Genomic DNA, 14,018 nt, shown 5'->3' with positions numbered 1-14,018 from the left:
AGATTGTGGTGACCGTGACCGGCACCAATGATGCGGCTGTCGTCACCGGGGACACCACCGGACAGGTCACTGACCAGGATACCTCAACAACCGGGACTATCACGGTCACTGACCCTGACAGTGGCGACACCGCCACCATCGACAATGTCACCATGGAAGGCAACTACGGCACCTTTACGCTGGTGGATGGGAACTGGACCTACACGGTAGACCCAGACAAAGCGCAAGCCCTGCCGGAAGGTGAAGAGGCCAACGACACCTTTACCCTCACCGCTTCTGACGGTTCAACCCATGAGATTGTGGTGACCGTGACCGGCACCAATGATGCGGCTGTCGTTACCGGCGATACCACCGGACAGGTGACCGATCAGGATACCTCAACAACCGGGACTATCACGGTCACTGACCCTGACAGTGGCGACACCGCCACCATCGACAATGTCACCATGGAAGGCAACTACGGCACCTTCGAATTAGTGGACGGCGAGTGGACGTACACCGTCGATCCGGACAAAGCCCAGTCCCTGCCAGAAGGACAGGAAGCCAACGACACCTTTACCCTCACCGCCTCTGACGGCTCAACCCATGAGATTGTGGTGACCGTGACCGGCACCAATGATGCGGCTGTCGTCACCGGGGACACCACCGGACAGGTCACTGACCAGGATACCTCAACAACCGGGACTATCACGGTCACTGACCCTGACAGTGGCGAAACCGCCACCATCGGCAATACCACGATGGAAGGCAACTACGGCACCTTTGAATTAGTGGACGGCGAGTGGACGTACACCGTCGATCCGGACAAAGCAGAGCCTCTGCCTGAAGGCCAGTCGGCAGAAGATACCTTTACCCTGACGGCCTCTGATGGTTCTACCCATGATGTCACGGTCACCGTGACCGGCACCGACAATGCCGGCGTTGTCACAGGCACCACCTCAGGCAGCGTGGACGCAGCAGGCTTTACGCTGAATGTGGAAGAGAGTGGCAACCTCACCGCTGGTGATGTCACCCAGGGCGATAACAATGGCGGTTGGAATACCACCACCACCACGATTGACGGTGTACCTTACGTGATTTCCACCGCCTTTGTTAACGGCGGCACCACCATTATCTCCCGTGTAGAAGATGATGGCTCGCTCACCGAAACTGACCGTATTGTCTACGACTACCAGACCGGCACGGTGACGTCAACATCTGGCGGTGATTTGACTGCCGCATTGCAAGAGGCCGGTATTCCTGTCGGTGCGCTCGGCAATGGTCTCACACAGTCAAATGTCTCGAATATCGACGGTCAACCTACCCTATTCCTGACGTCGCAAAACAGCGGTTCAATTTCTGCCTGGGAGATTTCGGGTAACGGCCAGCTCACCGTCAATGGTGGGTTGACCTTCGGTAACTCGCAAACAGGCATTGTGCGCGAAAACGTCACTTTCGAAACGGATGATGGTGAGACACTGATTTTCGCTACCCGTCCTCAGGGTGATACCGTCGATGTCCTCTCCTACAACCCGCAAACCGGTGAAATTGCTGAAACAGGCAACTCCTACACCTCCTGTGACTGGGTGTCAGGCATCGACATTATTACGATTGATGGCAATACCTTTGTCTCCGCAAGCGGCAATGACGTTGTCAGTCTGTATGCGGTCGACAGCGCTACCGGTAACCTCACTCTGGTTGACAGTGAGCCGGTCACCTCCGGCAATGGCAACTCGGTGAACTTTTATCAAACCCCTGATGGCACCACCTATGCCATCAGCTCCAGCAGCAGTGCCGATGTGACCACGGTGTTTGAAGTCGCCGCTGACGGCACCCTGACACAGACTGATGTCATTGAGAATGCCGGCGCGTATATGTCGACCGCCGGTTATGTCGACGGGGAGCCTGTTTTCGTTGCGCCGAACCCGGATGGTGGTGTCGACCTCTACACCATTAACAGCGAAGGCTCGCTGGTACATCAGGGTAACGTCTCCTCCATAGAGAATGACAACACCCCGCCGGTTATCGTCCAAACCGCCGACGGCAGTTACTACCTGGTCGATGCTGATGGCAATACCGCCACCGTGAAACTGGAAATTGGCGAGTCTCTCATCACCACCTCTGGTTCCCTGGATGTGGTGGATGTCGACGGTGGTGATACCACGGTGTTTGAAAACACGACGGTGGAAGGCACCTACGGGACACTTGAACTGGTCGACGGTAACTGGACCTACACCCTGGATGAAGCCAAGTCTAAATCACTGGGAGAAGGGGATACCGCCCAGGATGTGATCACGCTCACCGCCACCGACGGCACTCAACAAGACATCACTATCACGGTCACCGGTACCGATGAACTGGCTGAACTGATCGGTGATGTGACGGCAACAGTGACGGATACGGATGCTTCTGTCTCCGGCTCTATCACTGTTGTTGACCCCGATACCGGTGATAACACCACCATCGCCAACACCACCATGCAGGGCGAATACGGCACCTTCCAGTTGGTGGATGGCGATTGGACTTACACCGTCGACCCCGCCAAAGCAGAGCCTCTGCCTGAAGGCCAGTCGGCAGAAGATACCTTTACCCTGACGGCCTCTGATGGTTCGACCCATGATGTCACGGTCACCGTCACCGGCACCGACAATGCCGGCGTTGTCACGGGCACCACCTCAGGCAGCGTCGATGCCGCGGGCTTTACGCTGAATGTGGAAGAGAGTGGCAGCCTCACGGGCGGTGAAGTGACAGAGGCAGATGCCAATGGTGGAAGGAGCACGACTGCCGTCACCATTGATGGCGTCCCTTACGTGATTTCCACCGCCTTTGGTTACAGCGGCACCACCATTATCTCCCGTGTAGAAGATGATGGCTCGCTCACTGAAACTGACCGTATTGTCTATGACCGCTATACCGGAACGGTGACGTCAACATCTGGCGGTGATTTGACTGCCGCATTGCAAGAGGCCGGTATTCCTGTCGGTGCGCTCGGCAATGGTCTGACTCAGTCCAATGTCTCCTCCATTGATGGACAACCAACCCTGTTCCTGACATCGCAAAACAGCGGCTCCATTACCACGTGGGAGGTTTCACCCGATGGACAATTAAGTGTCACTGCAGGCCTCAACTTTGGTAACTCACAAACGGGTATTGTCCGCGAGAATGTCACCTTTGAAACCGATGATGGCACCGAACTTATCTTCGCGACCCGTCCTCAAGGTCACACCATTGACACACTGACTTATGACCCTGATGCTGGCACTATCGTTGAAAATGGCACCTCCATTGCTGGCGGTAATGTGGTGTCAGGTATTGATATCGTCAGTAATGAGCACGGTGACTTACTGGTATCAAGCAGCGCAGATATGATCAACACCTATGCCATTGACAGCACAACCGGTGAGCTCACCCTGATTGACAGTGAAGCCGTATCCTTTTCGTCAGCCAATACAGTTAATTTCTACGAAGCTGACGATGGCACCACCTATGCCATTGCTTCCTCCACCTCAGGCACCACCGTAATCTATGAAATCGCTGAAGATGGCTCAATGACCCAGACAGATGTTCTGGAAGGCGCAGGTGCCTACTCCTCATCCGCGGGCTATGTCGACGGACAACCTGTCTTTGTCGTTCCGAATGCTACTGAGGGCGTTGACTTATACACGATTGGCAGTGATGGTAATCTCGTTCACCAAGGGCATATCACCGGCATTGAAAATGACAATACCCCGCCGGTTATCGTCCAAACCGCTGACGGCAGCTACTACCTGGTCGATGCTGATGGCAACGCGGCCACGGTGAAACTGGAGATTGGCGAGTCTCTCATCACCACCTCTGGTTCGCTGGATGTGGTCGATGTCGACGGTGGCGACACCACGGTGTTTGAAAACACGACCCTGGAAGGCACCTACGGAACCCTTGAACTGGTTGACGGTAACTGGACCTACACCCTGGATGAAGCCAAGTCTGAATCACTGGGAGAAGGGGATACCGCCCAGGATGTGATCACGCTGACCGCCACCGACGGTACCCAGCAGGACATCACTATCACGGTCACCGGTACCAATGAACTGGCTGAACTGACGGGTGATGTGACAGCAACGGTGACGGACGCGGATGCTTCGGTCTCCGGCTCTATCACTGTTGTTGACCCTGATACCGGTGATAACACCACCATCGCCAACACCACCATGCAGGGCGAATACGGCACCTTCGAGTTGGTAGATGGCGATTGGACTTATACCGTCGACCCCGCCAAAGCAGAGCCTCTGCCTGAAGGCCAGTCGGCAGAAGATACCTTTACCCTGACGGCCTCTGATGGTTCAACCCATGATGTCACGGTCACCGTGACCGGCACCGACAATGCCGGCGTCGTCACAGGCACCACCTCAGGCAGTGTTACCGGAGATGGCACGGATGTGCACACCATTGGTAACGCGTTCATTATGGATGAGAATGTCAGCTTCGACAGCGGCTCTTTTGTAACCTGGAGTTTCCCTCCTGAACTTAACTTCAGTAGCGACGCAACACAGGTACAAATCATCGACGATGAGGGGCAACTCAATAGTGATGATGGCTCAAACGAACGCAGTCAAGACGCCACACAAACCATCAGCCTTGATGGCGAAACCTATAACGTCAATGTAGATTATGCCCTGACTTACAAAGACACAGAAGGCAGTACTTATACCTTCGCCGTTGTCGATGTCGACATCAATGGAGATGATAGCAATGCTGTCAACGGCACAGAAAGTGGTAAGGTTCTGATCCAGCTTGACGGACCCGAGATCTCTGCAGATACGTCACTGGCGCTTGTCCCTAACTCCTATCAGAATATCAGTAGCTTGGATTATAGCGATCTCCACGATCCAATCACCACATCTGGTTCACTGGATGTGGTGGATGTCGACGGTGGTGACACCACGGTGTTTGAAAACACAACTGTGGAAGGCACCTACGGGACACTTGAACTGGTCGACGGTAACTGGACCTACACCCTGGATGAAGCCAAGTCTGAATCACTGGGAGAAGGGGATACCGCCCAGGATGTGATCACGCTGACCGCCACCGACGGTACCCAGCAGGACATCACTATCACGGTCACCGGTACCGATGAACTGGCTGAACTGACGGGTGATCTCTCCGCGCAGATCTCTGAAGACTCGCAATCGCAAACCGTCAGCGGCACCCTGTCGATTACCGATGTGGATGCCAACGACACACCAAGCTTTGCTAATACGACAGTAGCAGGCCAGTACGGCGCACTATCCTTGGTTGATGGTGAGTGGACTTACACTTTGAGTGATGCAGCACAATCGCTCAGTGAAGGGCAGCAAGTTGAGGATGTCATAACGCTGACAGCGACTGATGGCACCACTCAGGACATCGTAATCACGGTGACAGGCGCTGATGACGCGTCGTTCATCTCAGGCACGACTTCCGGCAGCGTGACCGAAGGGGATGCGGGTGATGTGATAACAACCAGCGGCAAGCTCTCGGTTAGCGACATCGATAGTGACAACGTCACAATTCCGGATAGCAATCAATCTGGCACCTATGGCTCACTCTCGCTTGTTGACGGCGAGTGGACGTACACGCTCGACAACAGCAAGGCAGATAGTCTCAACGAAGGCCAGAACGTAACAGATACCTTCACTGTTGAGGCTTCAGACGGTTCCACACAAGAGATTGTGGTGAACATCACCGGTAGTGATGATGCTGCCACGTTGACAGGTGACACCACAGCCACCATATCTGACACTTCTTCAACGTCGGAAAACGTCACTATTAACCGTGGCTCCGATGGTACCTGGGATGTGGGGGATGGTGATAATCTCTATCTCAATCTGAGTAACATCACATCTGATGCGGCTTACAGCAACAGTGTGGGTTACTACGTGATGGATGGTAGCGGCAACGTCATCCGTTCGGCGATCATCTTCGATAATGCTCACTCAGTAAACAACTCGAGCGTAAATATCAATACCGCTGGCGGTGAAAAAGTGGGGCTGTTCCTCATCCCTGACGGTGACAGCAAAGGCTTTAATGTCGGTAGTGTAAGTCTGAGCTTCGGAAGCGGTGGAGTAACAGCCTATCAAGGTGGAGCATCAGGCACGACATTTGTGTCTGAATCATCGAAAAATGGCAGTGACTTCGATTATGAGATTAACTCAGGTACATACTCCGGATGGGAAGATCTTGTAGGCGGCGGCGATGGCGACTACGACGATGTTGCCTTCTACGTCACCGCTACGCAGCAACAAGACCAGCCTATCTCAGCCAGCGGCTCAATCGGCGTATCAGACGTTGATAGCGGTGACACACCAACTCTACCGAACACCACAGTTCAAGGTGAGTTCGGTGAGCTTGTCCTGACTAACGGTAACTGGACCTACACCTTCGATGAAAGCAAATCGCAACAAATCGATGAAGAGACTCTAGAAACCATCGTCATTACTGACTCAGAAGGCGGACAACATGAAATTGTAATTGCCATTCAAGGTACTGATGACGCGCCAATCGTTACTGGCGTATTCAGTGGTGCCGTTACAGAGGGTGACTTCGGAGATACAGTAACAGTCAGCGGTACTATCGCTATTAGTGACCCGGACGCCGATGACACCCCAGAGTTCCAAAACACCATCGTTCAGGGTGACTACGGTACACTCACACTGACTAATGGAGTCTGGACGTATGAGCTCGACGACACGAAAGCAGAAGTGCTCTCAAGTTCAGACTATGTCACTGACACCATCACATTGACCGCCACTGACGGCACAGTGCAAAACATCAATGTTTCCATCACAGGTAGCAACGATGATCCATTTGTCGTCGGCACCAACACAGCAGCTATCGTGGCGCCAGACTCTGTGACCAGTGAGTATGTAGACATTCGAAATGCGTTTGTCCTGAATGAAGGTTATACCTTCTCTGGCGGCGACATGCAGTACTATGGGAACGAGTCGACATTCCAGTTCAATGACTCCGGTTCGACGATACGTTTTTATGACAACGACACCACAGTGGACGGTGACAACTACATAAATGAGTATGTACAAGACTCAACCCAGAAAGTAGAAATCAACGGGGTGCAGTACACTGCCACTTACGACTATCAAATCGATTATCAAGATTCAGCGGGGAATATTTACTCCTTCGCTATCTTTGATGTTGACCTTGATGGTGATGGCAGCTTCATCTATGACGCCAACGAGTGGGGCCGTGTTATCGTGCAGATCGACGGACCACAGATCGCGCCCGGGATCACCATGGATTTTCTACGTTACACGCCTAATCAGCCATCTTCGATGTCGTATTCTGACTTTACCGATTTTTCTGGCGCCAAGCTCGAAGCAAAAGGTGTTCTCTCTGTCGTTGATTTAGATACCAATGATGCACAAGCTGAATTTACTGACACCACAGTGAACGGACAGTATGGCTCATTGGTTTTAACCGACGGGGCTTGGACATACACGCTTGACCCGCACTCAACGCCAGCTTTGGGTGAAAACGATACTTTAGCTGAGGTTATCACCCTCACCGCCACAAATGGCATGCAAACACAGGTAAATGTCACCATTGGTGGCTCAGAGACTGCGGTGACCAACGCGTCGCTGAGCGGTGTTAGCAACGATCTGGATGATGTTATATCACTTGATGACGTAACCTTCTCTGGTGGAGACGGAAACGATAGAATTGCGGGTAGCAGTGACGCCGATGTGTTGCTTGGTAACGCTGGGAATGACGTCATTTACGGTAATGCCGGCAATGACATTATCGACGGTGGTCTTGGTGACGACCTGCTCTTTGGTGGTCAGGGCAATGACCTTCTGGCCGGAGGCGCAGGTTCGGATACCTTCGCTTTCTTACGCGGTGACCAAGGCACAACCAACGAGCCAGCTGTAGACCACATTGCTGATTTCGATGCCCAGCAGGATGCGATTAACCTCTCCGATCTTTTGAACAATGAAACAGCCGATTCGCTCGGTGAGTATCTATCGTTCAGTGACGACGGTGAAGGGCATGCCATGCTCAATATATCCTCTCAAGGCGACGGTAATGTTGACCAACAGGTTGTGTTTGACAACATGAGCGTGGAGGACATGGCCGACGCCTACAGTATTGATATCTCGGGAATGACATCCGAGCAAATCAGTTCGTCAGTCATTGATGCGATGGTGATGCAAAGCAAAATGATCATAGACTGATAATAAGAAGCCCAAGAGCCTAGCGCTCATTGCCAGCCGCCCTCCGGCTGGCATTTTTTTGCTTTGAATTTCATAGCATGATTTACACCCCAATAACCCTGGAGGTGCTCGTATTCAGGCCATCTGGGTATATACTCGAACAACCTGAAGATGCTCGCATTCAGAGGTCATCAATGCGTTCAATGTGAGGCAAATTTCGCGAGGCATAGTGGTTCTATTTCCGTGGAATTTAACGAAGAAGTGGGCGCATTGAGGGCCTCCCTTCGGGCGACTTGACTGACGCCGTGCTCTTTGTTGTTCCTTTTTGATGGAGGTAACTGCACCTGCAAAGGAACGCCGCGATCATAACGCCAGTAAAACTTGCTGAATCCTGCATCTTCAGGTCGTTTGGGTATATACTCGTCCATCTAAGTTCCATCCCTGCGAACCTCGACTCGCTACAAATAGTGATTTAGTTTATGAACCTGAAACGTTTCTTTTTCTCTTTACTCGCTGCACTTGCTCTAACCGCATGTAGCGACGAAGCTCCCCAAAACGACAAATACCGCACACTAAAAGCACCGGTCACCGTGGAAAATCTTCCAGTTGTTACCGAAGTATTCAGCCTTTCATGCGGACACTGCCGTTCCATGGAAGCGGCCATCCCAGCCATTGAGGCGTCGGCCGGTGTAAAAATCGGCAAAGCACACGTAACCTTCAACGAAAGCGCTACGTTTGCAGCAATGATCTACTACTCCGCGATGAGTCAGGTCGAAGGCACGCCACCAAGAGGACTGACTGAAGATCTATTTAAGTTTGTTCAGGAAGAGCAGTCTGAAGACGCCGAAAAGAACAAAGCAATCCTGAGCACCCTGTTCTCTAAGTACAATCTCGTCAGTCCTTTTGATATGACGGAAGCCCAGCAAGAAGCGTTATTTGCAGATTTGGAGAGGGCTGACCATATAACCGTTGAGTCAGAAATCACATCAGTCCCAACTTTCGTGGTCAACGGAAAATATGTGGTGAATACCAGCGCACACCAAAGTGCTGAAGAGCTGGCTGACACACTGAAAATGCTGATGGCAAAAAAACAGTAACCGTCAAACTCAAGTGCTGCAGGAAATTCAAGGAGTGAATATGATTCTGGAAGTTGCCATATTAAATGTTCTTCCCAGCCAAAAAACGGAATTCGAAACCGCGTTCGCCAAAGCACAGACCATCATCTCAGCGCAGAAGGGTTACATAAGCCATGAAGTCCGCAGATGTTTGTAGTAGGAAAACCGTTACATACTGCTGGTAAACTGGGAAACGCTGGAAGATCATACCGAGGGTTTCCGGTAGTCCGAAGGGTATTTGCAATGGAAAGCGTTGCTACACCACTTCTACGACCCTTTCCCTACCATTGAGCACTATGAATCTGTGCCCAAACTGAAAGGCTGAAAACATAAACGGCGCATGATGCGCCGTTTATGTTTTCAAATTGAAGCCAACTTACTTCATGCGATCAAAGCCCGCTTCCAAATCAGTAATCAGATCTTCGACGTCTTCCAGACCAATATGCAGACGCACCAATGTTCCGTTGAAATCCACAGGGCCCACAGGACGAATAGTATTTAAATCTTCCGGCTGGTTAGCCAGTACCAGAGACTCGTAACCACCCCATGAATACGCCATGCTGAAGTGAGTGAAGTTATCCAGATAATTTGCGATCTGCTCGTCAGTGAGTTTCTCTTTCAGCACAAAGGAAAACAAACCACAGCTACCAGTGAAATCACGTTGGTAATTGCAGTGACCAACACTTTCTGGCAGCGCTGGATGGTTCACCCGTGCGACTTCTTCGCGCGTACTCAGCCACTCGGCGATCGCGATGCTGTTTTCTTGGTGCTGCTTCAGGCGAACGCCTAACGTTCTCAGACCGCGGGATGCCATATATGCCGTGTCCGCATCAACCATCTGTCCCATCAGATAAGAGCGCTCACGAAGACGCTCCCAGGTTCGCTCGTTTGCCACTGCAGTGCCAATCATGGCATCAGAATGTCCGACGATATACTTGGTACCGGCCTGGATAGAAATATCAATATCGTGTTCCAACGCTTTGAACAGTATGCCTGCAGCCCAAGTGTTATCAACCATGATCACCACGTCAGGATTCACTTTACGCACCGATTTAACAATGGCTGGAATGTCCGGCACTTCCATGGTGATAGAACTTGGCGATTCGAGAAAAATAACGGAGGTTTCTGGTTTCACCAACTCACCGACTTCGGCGCCATCCATCGGATCGTAGTAAGTGGTGGAAACACCCATATCAGCAAGAATGGTGTTACAAAACGCTTGGGTTGGCTCATACGCACCACCTGTCATTAAGACATGGTCGCCAGTTTTTACGAAAGAAAGAATACTGTTGGCAATCGCAGCAGCGCCGCATGGGTAAAGCACACAACCTGCACCACCTTCGAGTTCAGTCATCGCATCCTGAAAAGCAAAATGTGTCAGCGTGCCACGACGACCATAAAACAGTTCACGCTCACCTCGGTGTTTCATCGCGACTTTTTTCTGTTCAACAGAATCAAAAACAATGGATGATGCGCGCTGAATCACGCTGTTGACGCTGCCTTTGCAGTAAGCGGATTTACGACCCGCAGATACCAACGTGGTATTCAGTTTCCCTGATGACATTAACGCTCCCTATTCAACCGCAAAAATATCCAAACACAACCCCAGCGTCTATTGACCTTAGGTATTAGACCTAAACAACCTGAAGATGCAGGATTCAGCGAGCATCTACAGTTATTTGGGCATAGATAACATCAAAATTCGAACTGCCAAGATTACCTCAGTTCCTATTGAATTGCAGCGGTTGCATCCCAGGATATTCCTGACTGGTGTGGCAGACAATGTCACTTACCTTAGTAGTGGGGCTGAAGCACTGGCATATTACAAGAAGAATCTATTCCAGATACTGGTTACAGATGTGTCCATGCCTAACATCGACGGGTATGAGCTGACCGCCCAACTTCGCTAGTTTGAAAAGGAACACGACGTACCGCCGCTTTTTATTATCGGACTGTCAGCTCATGCTGGGAACAGATTTTGAACGTGCACTGAATGCGGGTATGGATAGTTACCTAGCCAAACCCTTAAAGCGCCCAGATCTGATTGACGCTTTAAATCAAGCTGCTGCTTCCAGAGTCGAAGCTACAAAAACTTGATTAACTATCGATGAAAGCATTGAGGCTTGCCAGATCTGGCAGTGCCGTCATCGCCCCTTTTTGTGTGGTCGCCAAGGCCCCACAAGCATTTGCCCAGACTACTGCTCCTTTTGCCTTTTCAGCATGTTTCCAGCTATCACCGGAAAGGCGAGAGAAATATCCTAGTAAGCCACCCACAAATGCATCTCCAGCACCAGTGGTGTCTACCGGGCTCACCACTTTACCTGTAATAAGCGACTGAATACCGTCCATCACAAGCCAAGCACCTTCTTTACCTTGGGTGATCAAAATCATCGGTATGCCAAGTGCTTTTACTTCTTGCAAGGCTTCTTCCAGTTCATTTTTCTGGGTTAGAAACAATAATTCATCATCTGAAAATTTCACGACATCTGCCATTGCAACGGCTCGCATCACAACAGGAATAATCTCAGATTGCTCTTGCCAGACTTCATCGCGAAGGTTGGGGTCAAAACTGACAAATCCACCAGCAGCCTTGATGCGCTCCATCGCTTCAAACGTAGTGGCACGTGTCGGTTCATTAGCTAATGCGATGGAGCAAGTGTGTAACCAGTCGCCTGAGGCGAAGCAAGGAATATCTTCTGGCTGCATAAACTGATCAGCACTGGGTTTGACCATAAAGGTGAAACTACGCTCGCCGCTGTCATCCAGATCGACCACCACAGTTGAAGTGCGTTTTTCTTCATCCAGAGCCAGATGTTGAATGTCTACCGTTTCATCTTTCAGCGTTTTCGCCAGAAATCGACCAAACGGATCGTTTCCTACACGGCCAAAGAATCCCACTTCACCATCCAGCCTTGCCACCGCTACTGCCACATTCGCAGGTGCACCACCTGGGCATTTCAGGTAAGTCATCTCTGTATCGGGGATCAAGTCTACAACCGCATCCCCCGTTAACCACACTTTGCTCATCAACTCTCTTCCCTGTCAAAATCCACTACGGTCAGCGTAGGCCGCGAGTTTTGACTATACCCAAGCAACACAACGCAAGTTGCTTTGTTTGTTAGACTTTCCCTACCCACAACAAAAAAGGAAGCCTCACGGCTTCCTATCGATTAAATCAAATCGTCAATGTCATCAAGATCCACTCTCCAGAGCTTCCACTGGTTCAACCATAAACTTACCAACATCGACAGCAGTAACTCTCACGGAGCCGCCAGCAGGGACGATTTCATTGCGGTGTATTGACCCCAAAACCAGCTTCCAACTTACGCCTGAATATTTCACCATCACGGGATGATCTGCATCCAACGGTTCCTCAAGCTCAAACACAAGTCCGATAAAATCGCTGTGAATATTGTACTCAGGGCGTGGGCTTTTTTGAGAACGTTTGAGTGGACGCCACAGAATTGCTGTCAGCACACCTGCGCCAATACCCGAACCGGCGATGACCGACGTTAGAGTCTCTGGAAAAATGCCGACCCATACCAAGCTACCAGTGATAATCGCAGAGACGCCAAACGCAAGTAGGACAATAGTGGAAAGCCCTAACAGCCAGACTTCAATGATTAGCAGAACCAAACCGATAATTATCGTCGATTCAGCCAGATTGGTTTGTAGGTACGACATTAAATCCATCTCTTACTTCCCAGTATTCAGCTTGTTAATAATGCTCATTGATTCAGCCACCAGCGATGCAGCACTGGATTGGCTATCAGGCAGCAATACTACTGAAGATTCCTTCGCAATTGCCTTCTTCGCTTCAATCGCTTTGTCTGCAAGATCTAGCTGAATGGCTTTCTGGCCTTCTTCAGTAGCGGCCGTGCGGCCAACCACCTCCAGCGCTTCCGCCTGTGCTTGCGCAACGGCAAGAATCGCCTGGGCCTCACCTTCCGCTTTCAAGATTTGCTCAGACTTTTCTGCTTCCGCGGCCAGTACACGTGCCTGCTTTTGACCTTCAGCCACGTTAATGTCAGCTTGACGGGCACCTTCTGATTCCAGAATAGCAGCACGCTTTTCACGCTCTGCTTTCATTTGACGTTCCATCGCGTCCAATACTGAACGAGGTGGATCGATATCTTTAATTTCGTAACGCAGTACCTGAACGCCCCAAGGCTGTGCCGCTTCGTTGATAGCCGACACGATAGCCGTATTGAGGCTTTCACGTTCTTCGAAGGTTTTGTCAAGTTCCATACGGCCAATTTCAGAACGCATAGAAGTTTGTGCCAGTTGGGTGACCGAGAAGATATAGTCATCCACGCCGTAGCAGGCTTTCACAGGGTCGAGCACCTTGATATACAACACGCCATCTACAACCAATGAGATGTTGTCGCGAGTGATCGCTGATTGCGAAGGGACATCAAACGCTTGCTCTTTCAGTGTTCTTACATACGCCATACGGTCAATAAACGGTACCAACACATTTAGGCCTGCTTCCATGGTTTTGTTGTATTTACCGAAGCGCTCGATCACATAGGCTGTATTCTGAGGAACGAATTTGACTGCTGAACGCAGCGCGATAACCACCAAAACCGCAAGAATGACCCAGGTATTGATGAGTGAAGGTAAGATCTCCAGAAAGTCCATTTTTACCACCCCAACTGTTTGAAATTTCACCCATCATATCGAATAGGGTAAGACAACTGTGCATCAATATATGGAAATTGGGACGGGGAGAGAAATT

Annotated in this window: 7 protein-coding genes and 1 pseudogene; 4 read left to right on the top strand and 4 right to left on the bottom strand. The window is 50.9% G+C overall.

What is annotated here, in order from left to right; all coding sequences use genetic code 11:
- The first annotated feature begins 14 nt into the window (after nt 1-14).
- From GMA8713_RS07595 to GMA8713_RS28035, 3 genes and pseudogenes are all read left to right on the top strand, one after another.
- Entirely contained in the window at nt 15-8,186 is an 8,172-nt protein-coding gene (locus GMA8713_RS07595) for a VCBS domain-containing protein (protein ID WP_232314385.1), read from the top strand.
- 458 nt (nt 8,187-8,644) lie between these two features.
- A complete protein-coding gene (locus GMA8713_RS07585) occupies nt 8,645-9,262 on the top strand; it encodes a thioredoxin domain-containing protein (RefSeq protein ID WP_062707385.1) in 618 nt (205 codons plus the stop codon).
- A gap of 40 nt (nt 9,263-9,302) precedes the next feature.
- Nucleotides 9,303-9,605: pseudogene (locus tag GMA8713_RS28035) on the top strand (antibiotic biosynthesis monooxygenase family protein).
- Nucleotides 9,606-9,656: 51 nt separating this feature from the next.
- Here GMA8713_RS28035 and metC read toward each other — a convergent pair.
- Nucleotides 9,657-10,844 (bottom strand): cystathionine beta-lyase, encoded by a 1,188-nt coding sequence (gene metC / locus GMA8713_RS07575; protein ID WP_062707382.1) that lies wholly within the window; start codon nt 10,842-10,844, stop codon nt 9,657-9,659.
- Between the two features lie 85 nt (nt 10,845-10,929).
- On the opposite strand from metC, the gene GMA8713_RS28030 reads away from it, so the two are divergent.
- Nucleotides 10,930-11,190 (top strand): response regulator, encoded by a 261-nt coding sequence (locus GMA8713_RS28030; RefSeq protein ID WP_062707379.1) that lies wholly within the window; start codon nt 10,930-10,932, stop codon nt 11,188-11,190.
- A gap of 187 nt (nt 11,191-11,377) precedes the next feature.
- On the opposite strand, the gene cscK is transcribed toward GMA8713_RS28030, so the two are convergent.
- From cscK to GMA8713_RS07555, 3 genes are all read right to left on the bottom strand, one after another.
- Complete coding sequence (gene cscK, locus GMA8713_RS07565; protein ID WP_062707375.1) at nt 11,378-12,307, bottom strand: fructokinase; 930 nt, start codon at nt 12,305-12,307, stop codon at nt 11,378-11,380.
- A gap of 165 nt (nt 12,308-12,472) precedes the next feature.
- Nucleotides 12,473-12,973: an NfeD family protein gene (locus GMA8713_RS07560; RefSeq protein WP_062707371.1), complete on the bottom strand. Its 501-nt coding sequence runs from the start codon at nt 12,971-12,973 to the stop codon at nt 12,473-12,475.
- Nucleotides 12,974-12,976: 3 nt separating this feature from the next.
- On the bottom strand, nt 12,977-13,921 hold the full coding sequence (locus GMA8713_RS07555) for an SPFH domain-containing protein (protein ID WP_062707368.1): 945 nt from the start codon (nt 13,919-13,921) through the stop codon (nt 12,977-12,979).
- Nucleotides 13,922-14,018: the final 97 nt, after the last annotated feature.

This window comes from Grimontia marina (assembly GCF_900060185.1).
Taxonomy (GTDB): Bacteria; Pseudomonadota; Gammaproteobacteria; order Enterobacterales; family Vibrionaceae; genus Enterovibrio; species Enterovibrio marinus.
Note: the sequence above shows the minus strand (reverse complement) of the source record. Positions and strands in the feature narration are given on the sequence as shown.

Coding starts and splice junctions, on each gene's coding strand:
- GMA8713_RS07585 (WP_062707385.1), top strand. CDS start 8,645: ATGAACCTGAAACGTTTCTTTTTCTCTTTACTCGCTGCACTTGCTCTA.
- metC (WP_062707382.1), bottom strand. CDS start 10,844: ATGTCATCAGGGAAACTGAATACCACGTTGGTATCTGCGGGTCGTAAA.
- GMA8713_RS28030 (WP_062707379.1), top strand. CDS start 10,930: ATGCAGGATTCAGCGAGCATCTACAGTTATTTGGGCATAGATAACATC.
- cscK (WP_062707375.1), bottom strand. CDS start 12,307: ATGAGCAAAGTGTGGTTAACGGGGGATGCGGTTGTAGACTTGATCCCC.
- GMA8713_RS07560 (WP_062707371.1), bottom strand. CDS start 12,973: ATGGATTTAATGTCGTACCTACAAACCAATCTGGCTGAATCGACGATA.
- GMA8713_RS07555 (WP_062707368.1), bottom strand. CDS start 13,921: ATGGACTTTCTGGAGATCTTACCTTCACTCATCAATACCTGGGTCATT.